General features: G+C 70.7%; 13 protein-coding genes and 1 tRNA gene. 10 read left to right on the forward strand and 4 right to left on the reverse strand.

Going from position 1 to position 14,934, the window contains the following annotated elements; all coding sequences use genetic code 11:
- A partial coding sequence (locus tag ACFV8T_RS24340) for a bifunctional DNA primase/polymerase (RefSeq protein WP_385331023.1) occupies window positions 1-491 on the forward strand: 491 nt, incomplete at its 5' end.
- Window positions 492-1,332: 841 nt separating this feature from the next.
- Here ACFV8T_RS24340 and ACFV8T_RS24345 read toward each other — a convergent pair.
- From ACFV8T_RS24345 to ACFV8T_RS24355, 3 genes are all read right to left on the reverse strand, one after another.
- Window positions 1,333-2,298, reverse strand: a complete 966-nt coding sequence (locus ACFV8T_RS24345) for a DUF5926 family protein (protein ID WP_385331026.1) — start codon at window positions 2,296-2,298, stop codon at window positions 1,333-1,335.
- 201 nt (window positions 2,299-2,499) lie between these two features.
- Window positions 2,500-3,204, reverse strand: a complete 705-nt coding sequence (locus ACFV8T_RS24350) for an ATP-binding protein (protein WP_385331028.1) — start codon at window positions 3,202-3,204, stop codon at window positions 2,500-2,502.
- A gap of 53 nt (window positions 3,205-3,257) precedes the next feature.
- Window positions 3,258-4,091, reverse strand: coding sequence for a glycerophosphodiester phosphodiesterase (locus ACFV8T_RS24355; RefSeq protein ID WP_385331031.1), 834 nt, complete (start codon window positions 4,089-4,091; stop codon window positions 3,258-3,260).
- Between the two features lie 275 nt (window positions 4,092-4,366).
- On the opposite strand from ACFV8T_RS24355, the gene ACFV8T_RS24360 reads away from it, so the two are divergent.
- The 3 genes from ACFV8T_RS24360 to ACFV8T_RS24370 all read left to right on the forward strand — a co-directional run bounded on the left by ACFV8T_RS24360 (window position 4,367) and on the right by ACFV8T_RS24370 (window position 8,256).
- Window positions 4,367-5,833 (forward strand): trypsin-like peptidase domain-containing protein, encoded by a 1,467-nt coding sequence (locus ACFV8T_RS24360; RefSeq protein WP_385331033.1) that lies wholly within the window; start codon window positions 4,367-4,369, stop codon window positions 5,831-5,833.
- 183 nt (window positions 5,834-6,016) lie between these two features.
- A tRNA-Ser gene (locus ACFV8T_RS24365) sits at window positions 6,017-6,101 on the forward strand.
- 565 nt (window positions 6,102-6,666) lie between these two features.
- Complete coding sequence (locus tag ACFV8T_RS24370; protein WP_385331036.1) at window positions 6,667-8,256, forward strand: ABC transporter substrate-binding protein; 1,590 nt, start codon at window positions 6,667-6,669, stop codon at window positions 8,254-8,256.
- Here ACFV8T_RS24370 and ACFV8T_RS24375 read toward each other — a convergent pair.
- Window positions 8,240-9,157 carry a bifunctional DNA primase/polymerase gene (locus ACFV8T_RS24375; protein WP_385331039.1) on the reverse strand — a complete coding sequence of 306 codons (918 nt, stop codon included), beginning with the start codon at window positions 9,155-9,157 and terminating at the stop codon, window positions 8,240-8,242. The genes ACFV8T_RS24370 and ACFV8T_RS24375 overlap by 17 nt on opposite strands.
- Window positions 9,158-9,485: 328 nt before the next feature.
- On the opposite strand from ACFV8T_RS24375, the gene ACFV8T_RS24380 reads away from it, so the two are divergent.
- From ACFV8T_RS24380 to ACFV8T_RS24405, 6 genes are all read left to right on the forward strand, one after another.
- On the forward strand, window positions 9,486-9,797 hold the full coding sequence (locus ACFV8T_RS24380; RefSeq protein WP_385331041.1) for a hypothetical protein: 312 nt from the start codon (window positions 9,486-9,488) through the stop codon (window positions 9,795-9,797).
- Between the two features lie 219 nt (window positions 9,798-10,016).
- Window positions 10,017-11,267: an acyl-CoA dehydrogenase family protein gene (locus ACFV8T_RS24385; protein ID WP_385331043.1), complete on the forward strand. Its 1,251-nt coding sequence runs from the start codon at window positions 10,017-10,019 to the stop codon at window positions 11,265-11,267.
- 59 nt (window positions 11,268-11,326) lie between these two features.
- Window positions 11,327-12,277 (forward strand): bifunctional MaoC family dehydratase N-terminal/OB-fold nucleic acid binding domain-containing protein, encoded by a 951-nt coding sequence (locus tag ACFV8T_RS24390; RefSeq protein ID WP_385331045.1) that lies wholly within the window; start codon window positions 11,327-11,329, stop codon window positions 12,275-12,277.
- Between the two features lies 1 nt (window position 12,278).
- The gene (locus ACFV8T_RS24395; RefSeq protein WP_385331048.1) at window positions 12,279-13,313 is read left to right on the forward strand and encodes an acyl-CoA dehydrogenase family protein; all 1,035 of its coding nucleotides are present in this window, start codon (window positions 12,279-12,281) and stop codon (window positions 13,311-13,313) included.
- The gene (locus ACFV8T_RS24400) at window positions 13,310-13,705 is read left to right on the forward strand and encodes a MaoC family dehydratase (RefSeq protein WP_385331051.1); all 396 of its coding nucleotides are present in this window, start codon (window positions 13,310-13,312) and stop codon (window positions 13,703-13,705) included. The genes ACFV8T_RS24395 and ACFV8T_RS24400 overlap by 4 nt, the downstream gene beginning before the upstream one ends.
- Window positions 13,702-14,868 carry a lipid-transfer protein gene (locus ACFV8T_RS24405; RefSeq protein ID WP_385331054.1) on the forward strand — a complete coding sequence of 389 codons (1,167 nt, stop codon included), beginning with the start codon at window positions 13,702-13,704 and terminating at the stop codon, window positions 14,866-14,868. The genes ACFV8T_RS24400 and ACFV8T_RS24405 overlap by 4 nt, the downstream gene beginning before the upstream one ends.
- Window positions 14,869-14,934: the final 66 nt, after the last annotated feature.

The raw sequence follows: 14,934 nt of genomic DNA on the forward strand, positions 1-14,934 counted from the left end.
CCACCGACGAGCGTCTGGTGCGCTGGTGGTGGACCAACCGGCCCACCGCTCCGATCGTTCTGGCCACCGGCGGGCGCGCCCCGTGCGCGCTGAGCCTGCCTGCGGTGGCCGCCGCCCTGGCGCTGACCGAGCTGGACCGGATGGGCGTGCGGCTCGGACCCGTGGTGGCGACGCCGACCCGGTGGTCGCTGCTGGTCGCCCCGTACGACCTCGAACGGCTCGGCGAGCTGCTGCACGCCCAGGACTGGGTGCCCAGTTCGCTGCGTTTCCATGGCGAGGGCGGCTATCTGGTCCTTCCGCCGTCCGAGGTGGGGGCGGGGCAGGTGCGCTGGGAGCGCGCTCCTTCCCCGGAGCCCCGGCCGCGTCCGCACGGAAGGGATCCGGTTCCGGCGCCCGCCGCGCCGTGGCTGCCGGACGTGGGTGCGGTGCTGGACGCACTGGTCGAGGCGAGCAGTGGCGCACCGGACGGCGGCAGCCGGCTCGCGTACTGACGGGGCGGTGGCGGGCGCGCATCGTGCCCGCCACCGGGGCAGTGGGGTGAGCCGCACCGGACCCGTATTCCGTCGGAATATCCGGCGGACCGTCAGAAACTCATGCGAAGCCGACAGGTGAGGCCACGCGATTATCCGGGCGATGGCTATCCGGGTGGTCGTTGTCCGGCGATCGTTATCCGGATGGCGGATGCGGCCCCGGATGCGATCACGGATGTGATCCCGGTCCCTGTCTCACAATGCAAAGTCTGCCGCTGCAAAGTCCGGCGGCAGAAGGCTTTCTGATGGTCATTCCGGAACGCCCGGACAGATTTATCGAATATCTATTCGAGTGAGTTCGGAGCGGGCTATTCGTGGAGATAGCCTGGCATCCGGCGGTCCGTATCCGACAGCCCGCATCCGGCGGTCCGCATCTGTCCGAGACCGATCGGTCCCCGCGTGGCACACCGGCGCCCAGGGCCCCGGGCTCCTGTCGCGGTCACGGCTCCGTCGGTCCTCCGCCTCTCCTGTTCCGCCGGGCCGGGTCGGTGTGTCCGTGAAGGCGCCGGTGCGGCGGGGCGGTCGTGGGCCGCGGTGCTCGATGAACGAGGAGCGTGCGGGCGAGGGGGCTTGTGCGCGGGCTCGTGCGCCGCGTTGCGCGCTGTGCGCCGTACCCGGAAATGAGAATGCCCGATCGCTGGCGACGGGGGATGCACCAGCGACCGGGCTTCTAGAACGGTAACAAGAGATCTGCCGTTCGCAAATTCGATCTCGCGTATTCGGACAGGGATTTACCTGTGAGTACGGCGAGTTGTGACGCGAGTCACCCGAAAGGTCCGGTGGACCCCGGGGGCCGTCACTGTCAGCTGAGCGTCACCTGGCGGTTGGTGAGCCCGCCGCGGGCCCGCCGCTCCTCGGCACTGAGCGGCGCGTCCGAGTCGAGCGCCGCGGTCAGCCGTTCGGCGAACTCGGCCGCGGGCTTCTCGCACTCCTCGGCCCCCATCGCGCTCGGCAGGTCCCAGACCGGGACCATCAGCCCGTGTGCCCGGAAGGAGCCGACCAGCCTGGTCCCCTCGCCCAGCGAGGAGGTGCCGGCGGCGTGCAGTCGGGCGAGCGCGTCGAGCAGCCGCTCCTCGGCGTGCGGCATGACCCAGCGGAGGTGGTTCTTCTCCGGGGTCTCGCACCAGTAGGCGGCGTCCACGCCGGCGAGCCGCGTCGTCGGGATCGCCGCCTCGTTCGCGCGCTCCAGCGAGGCCGACACCTCGGGCGTGGCGTTCTCCGCGTCCGGAACCCAGAACTCGAAGCCGGAGTGGACGACGGGCTCGAACGCCGCGGCGGGGTCGAGCACGTCCTGCAGCCGCGGACCGTCGGCGGGCACGCGCTGCGCCGCCACGGGCGAACCCGGCTCGGCGTCCAGCGCCCGCAGCAGCGTGTCCGCGAGGTCACGGCTCAGGTCACCCGACGGGGTGTCGTTCTGCAGGGCGAGCAGCACCGAACCGTCGTCGCGGCGAAGCGCAGGCCAGGCCATGGGCAGGACGGTCGCGAGCGTCACCGAGGGCACGCCCTCGGGCAGCCCGTCCTTCAGCGTCAGCGCGACCGTGGCGGCAGGCACCAGTTCGCGCAGCGCGACCCAGTCGCACTCGCCGGCCAGACTCTCGAAGGGGCGGTGGACGAGCTCGGTCACGGCCTGGGCGGCGGCGCGGCCGTGACACGCCTTGTAGCGGCGGCCCGAACCGCACGGGCAGGGCTCGCGAGCCCCGACCACCGGGATCTCGCCATCCTTGAGTTGCTGCTTCCCGGCCTTGGTCTGAGGGCGCTTCTTGGCCATGGTGGGCTTTCTCCCGATTGCGACAGTGCGGTCTGGGCCGCGAGCCTAGCCGCCCCTGTCGTGCGCGGGACACATGCGCCCACGCGTCCGGCGGCACCGGACCGTGGAACGCGTCTTTCCGCGCGGACGCGCCCTGATGCCTCGACGACACCTCGGCCGTCACGGCGGCCGTCGCGCACGGCCGGTGTCCCTGTGGGAAGGTCAGCCCACGTCGTCGAAGGCGTCCGCGAAGCCCAGCCCGTCGAGCGACACGCCCGCTCCCGACATGCCCGCTCCCGGCACACCCGTCCCCGGCACGGCCTTCCCTGACACGCCCGGCACGGAAACGGCCGGTGCACCCGGTCTGCCCGGTCTGCCGGGCACCCCGGACACCTGTCCATGTCCCTCGTTGACGAGGACCCAGACGGTCACTTCACCGGACGAGCTGTCGCGTACGCCCCACTCGTCGGCGAGCGCGCTGATGATGTTGAGCCCCCGGCCGCCACGCGCAGTCACCGACGGTGTGGCCGGAACGGGGCGGGTCGGACCGCCGCCGTCCGTCACTTCGACGGTCAGCCCGCCCGTTCTGTCGACGCGCCATGCCGCGCGGACGTCGCCGTCACCCACATCCGTGTGCCGGCCCAGCGGCCTGCCGTGCCGGCAGGCATTGCTGAGCAGTTCGGAAAGAATCAATACAGCATCGTCGACGACCGAGTCCGACACCCCGTGGCTGCGCAACTGCTCGCGCATCCGGTGCCGCGCCTGGCCCACGCCCGCAGGGCCATGGGGTACGGCCATGCTCGACGACGTGGGCACTTCCTGTGCCACCACCAACGCCACCCCCGAGACCTCCTTTGCCCCACGCCACGGAGTGGATGCCCTCCTGGACTGGACCGGAAACCGGCCAATGGACTGCCAGTGACGCACTCGTAACGATCGAGTACGGTTCGAATGCGCCGGTGTACTCCGTGTAACTGATGTTAAGAGCGTCCCAGTTGTGACAGAACCTGTTTCGGGCGGTTCGTGATGATTGCCTCGACGCCCAGGTCGACGCAGAGTTCGACGTCCTCCGGTTCGTTCACCGTCCAGACGTGCACACGGTGCCCCGCGCGGTGCAGCCGTTCGATGTACGCGGGGTGGTTGCGTACGATCCGCATCCCCGGCCCCGCGATCCGCGCCCCGGCCGGCAGCCGCCCGTCGCGCAGTCGTGGTGAGACGAACTGCATCAGGTACACGGTGGGCAGGGCGGGGGCCGCGGCCTGGACGCGGTGCAGGGAACGCGCCGAGAAGCTCATGATGCGTACCGGCGACGGGCCGTCGGCCGGCGGGGCGTCGAGCCCGAACTGCTTCAGCAGATGCAGCAGCCGCTCCTCGACCTGGCCCGCCCAGCGGGTGGGGTGCTTGGTCTCGACGGCCAGCTGGAGCGGACGCCCGGCGGCCCGGGTCTCGACGACGAGTTCGAGCAGTCGTTCCAGGGTGAGTACGGAGGTGAGCTCCCCCGGCACCGGATCCCAGTCCGGGGACTCCGACTCCTCGCGGTCCTTCCAGGAGCCGAAGTCGAGGGCGGCGAGCTCGGAGAGCTCCAGGGCGGAGACGGCGCCGCGGCCGTTGGAGGTGCGGTTCACCCGGCGGTCGTGCACGCACACCAGGTGGCCGTCGGCGGTGAGCCGTACGTCGCACTCCAGGGCGTCGGCGCCGTCCTCGATCGCCTTCCGGTACGCGGCCAGCGTGTGCTCGGGGGCGTCGTCGGACGCGCCCCGGTGAGCGATGACCTGGATGGGGTGGTGCGTGGATTGCTGCCGTGCGTGGGTCACCGCGTCATCGTGTCACCGGGAGGCGACCGCTGTGCGCACGTTGCGCGGCGGATGTGTGCACCTCTGCGCCGCGATTGCGCCGTGACTGCGCCGTGACTGCGGTGCGTCTGCGGTGCGTCTGCACCGGGGGATCGTTTTGCCCGATGTAAAGATTGGTGTGCGGATGCACAGGTCCTGCTTACAGTGGCCTGACGTGCCTTGGGAAAAGCTGTTACCGGACACGTACACAGCGGATCTCTTGCCGAAATTGATGTGGAACCGAGGAGTAAAGAGCTGTGAGCACAGAGAACGAGGGCAACGAGGGCACCGCGGCCGAGGCCGTTCCGCCCGTTCCGTCCGTACCTCCCGTGCCGGCCGACGCTCCTCAGGAGTCGCCCGGGAGCCCGCCCGCGTCCACCCCCGCCCCGACGGGGGAACCGGCCACCGCGGCCACCACGCCCATGGCTTCCGCCCCGGCGACGCCTCCCCACGAGCCTCATGCGCCGCACACTCCCCATGCGCCCCAGTCGGCCGCCGAAGCCAACTGGCCGCCCCCGCCCGCCGTGCCGGCGTACGCCTCCCACGGTGCGGACGGCGGCGGTCCGGTATGGGGCGCCCCGCCCCAGCCGTACGCCCCCGAAGGCCCGCGCAAGCGGGGCATGGGCGCCCTGGTGGCGGCGGTGGCGGCCGCGGCGCTGATCGCCGGCGGCATCGGCGGTGCCCTCGGCTACTGGGCGGCCGACCGCAACGACACCTCCGGCTCGACCACCGTCTCGGCGTCGGCCAACCCGCAGGACCTCAAGCGCGATCCCGGTACGGTCGCGGGCGTGGCGGCCAAGGCGCTGCCCAGCGTGGTCACCATCGACGCACAGGGCGGTGACGGCGAGGGCGGTACGGGCACCGGCTTCGTGTACGACAAGGAGGGCCACATCCTCACGAACAACCACGTGGTGGCCTCCGCGGCGGACAGCGGCCAGCTCACGGCGACGTTCTCCGACGGCAAGAAGTACGGCGCCGAGGTCGTCGGCCGGGCACAGGGCTACGACGTCGCCGTCCTGAAGCTGAAGAACCCGCCGTCGGGGCTCACCCCGCTGGCCCTCGGCAATTCGGACCGGGTCGCGGTCGGCGATTCCACGATCGCCATCGGCGCCCCGTTCGGCCTGTCCAACACGGTCACCACGGGCATCATCAGCGCGAAGAACCGCCCGGTCGCCTCCGGTGACGGTTCCGGCGGCAGCAACTCGTACATGAGCGCCCTGCAGACCGACGCCTCGATCAACCCGGGCAACTCCGGCGGCCCGTTGCTCGATGCGCGCGGTGCGGTCATCGGCATCAACTCGGCCATCCAGTCGACCGGCAGCAGCGTCGGCCAGACCCAGGCGGGCTCCATCGGCCTCGGCTTCGCGATCCCGATCAACCAGGCGACGAACGTCGCCCAGCAGCTGATCAAGACCGGCAAGCCGGTCTACCCGGTGATCGGCGCCACGGTCACCATGAACGAGAAGACCGGCGGCGCGGTCATCTCCGACCAGGGCGCGGGCGGTACGGCGGCCGTGTCGAAGGACGGACCCGCCGACCGGGCCGGCCTCAGGGCGGGCGATGTCATCACGAAGTTCAACGACACCGTGATCGACAGCGGCCCGACCCTGATCGGCGAGATCTGGACCCACAAGCCCGGCGACCAGGTCACGCTCACCTACAAGCGCGACGGCCGGACGGCAACGGCCCAGGTCACCCTGGGGGAGCGCAGCGGCGACAACTGACCGGGCCGGCCGACGCCGCCGGAGCGGTGATCCGACGGCCGCCGGAGCCCGCTGAGGCACGTATCACCCACGCGAACGGCCACGGACCCGAGTTGCGGCGGAGCGGGCGAGCGACCGGGATTGCCCGGCGGAATCAATCAGCCGGTACGCTGTAGGCGCTCCGTCACAGGTGGGCGGAGCAGAGGTGGGTTGCCCGAGCGGCCTAAGGGAACGGTCTTGAAAACCGTCGTGGCGCGAGTCACCGTGGGTTCAAATCCCACACCCACCGCAGATGAACGGCCCCCGACCGGAAGCCCGGTCGGGGGCCGTCGTTCTGTGCGTTGCCGGTGCGTTTGCTATGCGTTGGCTGGGCGCGGATGCCGCTGCGGTACGCACTGTTCCGGACGGACTGAGGGAGATCGCGGGCCCCGTGCGGGTGTGACTCAAGTCCCGTTTATCCGGGGCCCGTTCGCTGACCAGGGATGCAGGCGTGACGGTCGGTTCGGCCGGTCGGTCGGCATAGTTCGATACCAGCCATTCACGCCGACGGCACCGGCCGCCGGTGACGATGTTTGTCGCTTGATGTGGCACCACGTAGCGCGCCGTACTACTAGATTGTCAAAGCACCACGAGACCGATCATGATTTGTGCTCCATCGTTCATCAGCTGCCATTTGGCAGTCAGTCACTACGAAGAACCCTGGGGAACACCATGTCCAGTCAGGCTGTCGGTCCGCACCACCGCGCACGGCCGGGCTGACAGTGCTGGACGGCCGCGACGTTCGCAGTAGTTCTGACCTGATCCGGTTGTCCGGGGACCCCCACGTTCCCGGCCGAGAGTATGAGGCACGTTCTGTGAAGGTTCGTACGAGGCGGTCGGCCACCTTGATCTCCGGGGGACTGGCGGCGGTGCTGTTGGCGGGTTGCGGCTCCGAGGATCAGATCTGGCCGTTCGAGAGCAAGGACAACATGGTCGTCGGCATGTCCGACGGCATCCTGGCGACGGATCCGGCCGCGGGGTACGACCCGGGGTCCTGGCTGCTGTTCAACAACGTCTTCCAGTCGCTGCTGAGTTTCCCGCCCGGGGGTTCCATCCCGGTGCCGGAGGCCGCCGACGAGTGCGGTTTCTCGGACGGCAGCAAGACCTACACCTGCACCCTGCGCGACGGGCTGAAGTTCAGCAACGGCCACAGCCTCACCTCGGCGGACGTCAAGTACTCCTTCGACCGGGCGATCAAGATCAACGACCCGGCGGGCCCGGCACCGCTGCTCTCCACCATCTCGTCGATCAGCACGCCGGACGACAAGACCGTCGTATTCCGGCTCAAGGTGCCCGACGCGACGTTCCCCAGCAAGATCGCATCGGGTGCCGGCTCCATCGTGGACCGCCGGATATATCCCAAGGACAGTCTGCTCAAGGGCGGTAAAACGGTTGGTTCCGGTCCCTACAAGCTGGACTCCATAGACAAGTCGAAGGCCGACTTCTCGGTCTATTCCGGCTATCACGGAACCGCCGAGGTGAAGAACTCCGGCGTGACGATGAAGCTCTTCCAGGGCGACCAGCAGGCGCTCAAGACCGCTCTGGAGAAGGGCGATGTCGATATCGCGTACCGCGGTCTCACCGCCAAGACGATAGCCGCCCTGGACACCTCGCCCACCGCGGAGAAGGACGGCATCGACGTGGTCCAGGGAAGCAGCGCGGAAGTCCAGCACATGGTCTTCAACGTCGCCGACCCGGTGGTCGGCAAGCTTGCCGTGCGCAAGGCCATCGCCTATCTCGTCGACCGTTACGCCCTGGTCAGCAAGGTCTACCAGTCCACGGCGACACCGCTCTACTCGATCGTCCCGGTCGGCATCACCGGGCACGGCAACTCCTTCTTCAACACCTACGGCGACAGTCCGCAGCCGCAGAAGGCGAAGGAAGTCCTGAGGGATTCCGGTATCACCGACAAGGTGAGACTCACCCTTTGGTCCACCCCGAGCCGTTATGGGCCCGCGACCGACGACGAACTCCAGACCATCGCCGATCAGTTGAACAAGAGCGGTCTGTTCGACGCCAGTATGAGGTCGGTCCCGTTCGACCAGTACGAGAAGGGCATCGCGGACGGCAAGTACGGCATCTATGTGAAGGGCTGGGTGCCGGACTATCCCGACCCCGACAACTTCACCCAGCCGTTCTTCGGCGACGGGAATGTCCTGTCGAACAATTACGAGAACAGTGACATAACCAAACGGATCATCCCGCAGACCTCGTCCATGACCGACCGCTCGAACACCCGGACGCCGTTCATCAAGCTGCAGGACATCGTGGCGCATCAGGTGCCGCTCCTGCCGCTCTGGCAGGGGAAGCAGTACGCGGTCGCCAACGAGAACGTCCGGGGTCTGCAGAACTGTCTGGACACGTCGACCGTTTTCCGGTTCTGGGAACTCAGCACCGCGGATTAGGGCCGTCCGGCGGACGGCCTCCGGGAGCCGCGTCCGGCGCGGCCGTGGTGAGCCGGGCCGCCGACGCGATCGTGGCGCGGGCCTCGCGTTCGGTGAGGCCGGTGCGGACGGCGGCGTGGGTGAGGGCGTCCGCCAGGGCGTCGCCGTAGCCGTGTTCGTAGGCGCGGCAGGCCGCCCAGAAGAGCCGTGTATTGCGCTGGCCCTCGCGTGCCGCGAGGACGAAGCGGACCAGTCCCCGGCCCCGGTCGGGGACGTCGGCGGCGCCGGGCCGGCGCCGCGCGGGAGGCATGAGCAGGCGCAGGAGCGCGAGGGGGCAGGGTGCCGGAGGCAGGCCGGCGGTGCCCGGGGCGAGTTGGTAGCGGCCGCGCGGGGTGACCGATCCGGGTCCCACCAGGTAGCCACCGGCGCCCCGGATGTCGATGCCGGGGGCGAGGCGGCTCGCGGAGTTCGGCACGGGAACGCCGGGCGGGCCGGTCAGCCAGATGTGCCGCCCGCCGCTGGGGGTGAGGACCAGGACGGTCGGCGGGATCGTGAACAGGTGGTGCAGGGCCAGCCGTCGGAGCGATGCGGCGGAGTCGCTGCTGCCGGTGGTGTCGACGTCGAGATCGATGCCGATGAGGTGGTGCGGGGGCCGGCCGCAGGCGATGCCGTAGCCGGTGGCCCAGGGGGCGGCGGCGAAGAGGGCCCGTACGGCGGCCGGGTCCGTGGTGGCGTCGTGGACACCGTGCCCAGGGAGGCCGCACGCGCCCCGGCAGGTGGACCGGCGGTCGTCGCTCCGGTGCGGAGAGGGCAGGGCGGGGAGCTTGCGGGCGGTCAGCGGGATGACGGGGAGCCCGCGCTCGGCGGCGGAGAGCGCGTGGGTCAGGGCCAGGGTGGCGGTCTGCCGGGCAGTGATGGCCATGGTTCTATTTTCGTTCAGGTGTTCGAAAAAGGGAAGGGGGTGTGGCGTCGGTGAGCCGGGCGCCGGAATGCTTCTTCCCTTGGGGTGTAAGGGATCGGGTGGTGGGCCGGTGCCCGGATGGGGCGCGTACGGGGTGTGAACCGGGGCGTTTGGGGCGCGCAAAAGGTTTATCGAGTGCTTCCTCACGCCTGCGGGGGAATCGGGTCGTATGGGAGGTTTGTCGGGTGTCTGGTGGGAAGCTCTGGTCTCGCGACGTCGTGACCAGCACCGGGGCGGTCGGCCGGCTGTCCCGGAACAAGCCGTACTTCCGGTTCCTGGAGGAATTGACATGGCAAGCATCCGTACCGCTCGTGCCCTCGCCGCTGTTGCCGCCCTGCCCCTCGCCGTCGCGCTCTTCGGTGGTGTGGCCCAGGCCGACAGCGGCTCGTACGCGAACGACGGGTCGAACGCGGCCGTTGCGACGGTCGTGGGCAGTGGCGTCGACGGCTACAACTCCGGCAACTCGTCCACGTCCCAGCAGCAGGCCGTCGGCTCCGGAGCGTCGAACCAGAGCAACTCCGCTCTGGTGAACGGCTCGGAGTACACCGCGATCGACCAGGACAACGACAACGTCGTGTTGAACTTCACCAAGCTCTGGTGAGCCGTGGCCGGTCATGGGCCGGTCGGGGGGTCGGGTCAGGGTCGGTGGAACAGCGGTCCGCGCGAGGGTGCTTCAACACCCCCGCGCGGACCGTTTCGCGTTGCGGGCGATGTGGTGTGCGGACCGTGGCGGAGGTGTCGGCGACCTTGACAGCCGCCCTGGATCTGACGGACAGTCAGAAACCCTGATCCGTACGCCCGTGTCCGGGAGGCAGCCGCCGTGCACCTCGCCCAGACGGAACGTCAGCGACAGCTGCGCGCCGAACTCCGCACGTACTTCCGCGAGGTGATGCCCGGGAGGGACGTGGGGACGGCCCCGGGGGACGGGGACCCGGCCGGGCAGCGGCGGGTGCTGCGCAGGATCGGCGCCGACGGGATGCTCGGACTCGGCTGGCCCGTCGAGTACGGCGGCCAGGGGCGAGGCGCCGACGAGCAGTTCATCTTCTTCGACGAGGCGTACCGGGCGGGGGCACCCGTCTCGATGGTCACCCTCAACACCGTCGGCCCGACGCTGATGAAGTACGGGACCGACGAGCAGAAGGCGTACTTCCTGCCCAGGATCCTCAGTGGCGAGCTCGTCTTCGCCATCGGCTACAGCGAGCCCGAGGCCGGTACGGACCTCGCCTCGATGCGCACCAGAGCGGTGCGGGACCGCGTCGGTGCCTCCGGCCCTCCGGACGTCGCCTCCGGCCCGGACGGTCCCGGGAGCGCCGGGAGCGGCGAGGGCGGCGGCCACTGGGTGATCGACGGGCAGAAGATCTTCACCAGCAACGCCCAGAACGCGGACTGGATCTGGCTCGCCTGCCGCACGGATCCGGACGCGCCCAAGCACCAGGGCATCTCGATCATCCTCGTCCCGACCGATGCCCCCGGCTTCGCCTGGACACCGATCGAGACCGTGGGCGGGCTCACCACGACGTCCACCTACTACGACGGGATCCGGGTGCCCGTCACCAATCTGGTGGGTCCGGAGAACGGCGGATGGGGACTGATCACCAATCAGCTGAACCACGAGCGGGTGGCTCTCGCGGCGATCGGGATGCAGGCCGAGGACTTCTACGAGGCGGCTCTCGCCCACGCCCGTACCCCCGACCCCGTGACGGGCGGGCGCCCGGCCGACGAGCCGTGGGTGCGCGGCCGGCTGGCCGAGGCGTACGCCCGGCTGGCGGCGACGCGCCTGCTCAACTGGCGTCTGGTGGGCGATGTCGGGGCGGGTTCGCCGGCCCCGGGCGAGGCGAGCGGCGTGAAGTTCGCGGGGACCGAGAGCGCCGTCGAGGTGTACCGGATGTGCCAGGAGATCACGGGGGAGGCGGGCACGGTGCGGGGCGGTTCGGCCGGCTCCTTCGGGAACGGGGAGCTGGAGCGGATGAACCGGGCGGCGCAGATCAACACCTTCGGGGGCGGGGTGAGCGAGGTGCAGCGGGAGATGGTCGCGACGATGCGGCTCGGCATGAAGAGGGGCAGGCGGTGACGGTCGTGCGGGAGGGGCGGCAGATGTCCGAGGGACGGCAGGCTTCCGAAGGGCGGCAGATGTCCGAGGGACGGCAGGTGTCCGAGGAGCCCGACGAGTTGTACGGGCGGCTCAAGGAGTTCGAGGGGCGGGCGGCCGCGACCGCGGGCACCGGCAAGGACCCGGTCAACGAACCGATGATCAGGCACTGGTGCGAGGCGATGGGGGACACGAACCCGGCGTACTCGGGACCGGAGGCGGTCGCTCCGCCGACGATGCTGCAGGCATGGACGATGGGCGGTCTGTCGGGCCACACCGACCGCTCCGCGGCGTACGAGGAACTCTTCGGCCTGCTCGACGGCGCGGGATACACCTCGGTGGTCGCGACCGACTGCGAGCAGGAGTATCTGCGCCCGCTGCGGCCCGGGGACCGGATCACGTTCGACGCGGTCGTCGAATCGGTCTCGGAGCGGAAGACCACCAAACTGGGGACGGGCTACTTCGTCACCACGCGCATGGATGTCCGGGCGGACGGGGAACCCGCCGGGACGCACCGCTTCCGGATCCTCAAGTACACCCCGGCAGCACCGAAGCGGGCGCCGCGCGGCGGTGGGCGGAGCCTGCGCCCGAGGCCGGTGATCAACCGGGACAACGCCGGGTTCTGGCAGGGCGTCGCCGAGCACCGGCTGCTGATCCAGCGCTGCGGCGACTGCGGCACGCTGCGTTTTCCCTGGCTGCCCGGTTGCAACGCGTGCGGCGGCCAGGAGTGGGACACGGTCGAGGCGAGCGGTGAGGGCACCGTCTTCAGCCAGGTGGTGATGCACCACCCGCCCTTCCCCGCCTTCGGCGCCGACGGGGCGGGCGGGCCGTACGCGGTGGCGCTGATCGAGCTGGCGGAAGGGGTGCGGATGGTCGCCAATGTCATCGGCGTGCCCTACGACAAGGTGCGGACGGGAATGCCGGTCCGGCTGGAATTCCTGCGCACGGACCCCGAGTTGGAGCTTCCGGTCTTCCGGGGAGGCGAGGGCTGACATGGATTTCGCACCCACCGAGGAGCAGGCCGCGGCCCAGGGGCTCGCGGCGCGGATCTTCGGCGATCTGTCGACGCCCGAACGGCTGGCCGCGGCCGGCACGGGGACGGACGCCGGGCTGTGGAAGGAGCTCTGCGCGGCCGGACTGACCGCGGCGGTCGAGGAGACCGGTCTGCTCGGCCTGGTGCTCCTGCTGGAGGAACAGGGGCGCACGACGGCGCAAGTGCCGTTCGCGGCGAGCTGTGTGTACGGGCTGCTGGCCGTCGCCGGACACGGCAGCGACGAGCAGCGGGAGCGGTTGCTGCCGCCGCTGCGGGACGGCACGGCCGTCGCCACCGGGGCCTTCCCGGCACGCGGTGGGATACGGGCGGACGACGGCGGGCGGCTGAGCGGCAGTGTGCCGTACGTGCCGTGGCTGCGGGACGCGGACCTCGTCCTCGTCCCGGACCGGGAGCGGCGGCTGTGGATCGTCCGGACCGGGGACGCCGGTGTGCTGGCCGAGCCGGTGGAGACCACGGCGCCGTGGTCGGCGGCACGGCTGGTCCTGGACGGGGCGTCCGGGGAGCGGCTCGGCGGCGCCGGGGCGTACGCGGCGGTACTGGCCGCGGGCCGGACGGCGTTCGCCGGACTGCAGGCCGGGGTGTGCGCCGGCTCGCTGGTCCGCGCCGTCGCCCACACGAACACCCGGGAGCAGTTCGGGCGCCCGCTCTCCACCAAGCAGGGGGTGCTGCTGCGCGCCGCCGACGCCCATATGGACACCGAGGCGATCCGGGTCACCGCGTACGAGGCGGCCTGGCGGTATGACGCGGGGCTGCCGTACGGGCCCCAGGCGCTGACCGCGGCCTGGTGGGCGTCCGAGGCGGGAAAGCGGGTGGTGCACGCCGGACAGCATCTGCACGGTGGCACGGGCGCGGACCTCGACCACCCCGTGCACCGCCACTTCCTCTGGGGGCGGCAGCTCGACGCCTACCTGGGATGCGGCAGCGAAGTGCTTCAGGAACTCGGTGAGTCGCTGGTGAAGGAGGGCATGGAGTGAAGGCCGGTGATGAGCTCGCGCCGCTGGAGATCGCGGTGACCCGCACCCTGATCGTGGCGGGCGCGATAGCCTCCCGCGACTACCAGGACGTGCACCATGACGCGGAGCTCGCCCGGGAGAAGGGTTCCCCGGACATCTTCATGAACATCCTGACGACCAACGGCCTGGTCGGCAGGTACGTCACCGACCGACTCGGCCCGTCGGCCGTTCTCCGCAAGGTCGCCATCAGGCTGGGCGCGCCCAACTACCCCGGGGACACCATGGTCCTGAGCGGCACGGTCACCGCCGTCGCGCCCGACGGGACGGCCGAGGTGGCCGTCGTCGGGTCCAACGGTCTCGGCCGGCATGTCACCGGCACCGTGACCGTCGGCGTTCTGCAGGGGGCGTCATGAGTGTGCGCAGGGCCGATTCGCTCGGCGGCAGGGCGGCGGTCGTGGGGATCGGCGCGACCGAGTTCTCCAAGGACTCCGGGCGCAGCGAGCTGAAACTGGCCGTCGAGGCGGTGCGGGCCGCCCTCGACGACGCCGGGCTGACCCCCGCCGACGTGGACGGCCTGGTCACCTTCACCATGGACACCAGCCCCGAGATCACCGTCGCCCAGGCGGCCGGCATCGGTGAGCTGTCGTTCTTCTCCCGCGTCCACTACGGCGGCGGGGCGGCCTGCGCCACCGTCCAGCAGGCGGCCCTGGCGGTGGCCAGCGGGGTGGCCGACGTCGTGGTCTGCTACCGCGCGTTCAACGAGCGCTCCGGGCGCAGATTCGGCTCCGGCGTGCAGCAGCGGGAGCCCACCGCGGAAGGCACGGCGCTCGGCTGGAACCTGCCCTTCGGGCTGCTCACCCCGGCCTCCTGGGTCGCCATGGCCGCCCAGCGCTATCTGCACACCTACGGGCTGACGCCGGACGTCTTCGGCCATGTCGCGGTCACCGACCGGCGCCATGCCGCCCGGAACCCCGCCGCGTACTTCTACGGGAAGCCGATCACCCTGGCCGACCACGCGGCGTCGCGGTGGATCGTCGAACCCCTGCGGCTGCTCGACTGCTGCCAGGAGACCGACGGCGGGCAGGCGATCGTCGTCACGAGTGCCGAGCGGGCCCGGGACCTGCCGCAGCCGCCCGCGGTGATCGTGGCCGCCGCGCAGGGCGCCGGGCGGGCGCAGGAGCAGATGACGAGCTTCTACCGCGACGACCTGACCGGCCTGCCGGAGATGGGAGTGGTCGCCCGGCAGCTCTGGCGCAGCTCAGGCCTCTCCCCCTCCGACATCGACGTGGGGATCCTCTACGACCACTTCACCCCGTTCGTCCTGATGCAGCTGGAGGAGTTCGGCTTCTGCGCGCCGGGCGAGGGGGCCGGCTTCGTCGCGGCGGACGCGCTGCCCCTGAACACGCATGGGGGTCAGCTGGGGGAGGCCTATCTGCACGGGATGAATGGCATCGCGGAGGCGGTCCGGCAGATCCGGGGCTCGTCGGTGAACCAGGTGCCGGGGGCGGCCCGGACCCTGGTCACGGCGGGTACCGGCGTACCCACCTCGGGCCTGATCCTTGGCACGGACGGCTGAGCGGACACGCTCCGGGCCGGCGTCCGCGGCCGGGCAGGACGTCAGGGGGCGCCCCTGAGCCCCCAG

The organism is Streptomyces sp. NPDC059832 (genome assembly GCF_042731715.1).
Lineage (GTDB): Bacteria > Actinomycetota > Actinomycetes > Streptomycetales > Streptomycetaceae > Streptomyces.

Coding starts and splice junctions, on each gene's coding strand:
- ACFV8T_RS24395 (WP_385331048.1), top strand. CDS start 12,279: ATGGATTTCGCACCCACCGAGGAGCAGGCCGCGGCCCAGGGGCTCGCG.
- ACFV8T_RS24375 (WP_385331039.1), bottom strand. CDS start 9,157: ATGGCCATCACTGCCCGGCAGACCGCCACCCTGGCCCTGACCCACGCG.
- ACFV8T_RS24380 (WP_385331041.1), top strand. CDS start 9,486: ATGGCAAGCATCCGTACCGCTCGTGCCCTCGCCGCTGTTGCCGCCCTG.
- ACFV8T_RS24345 (WP_385331026.1), bottom strand. CDS start 2,298: ATGGCCAAGAAGCGCCCTCAGACCAAGGCCGGGAAGCAGCAACTCAAG.
- ACFV8T_RS24405 (WP_385331054.1), top strand. CDS start 13,702: ATGAGTGTGCGCAGGGCCGATTCGCTCGGCGGCAGGGCGGCGGTCGTG.
- ACFV8T_RS24390 (WP_385331045.1), top strand. CDS start 11,327: ATGTCCGAGGGACGGCAGGTGTCCGAGGAGCCCGACGAGTTGTACGGG.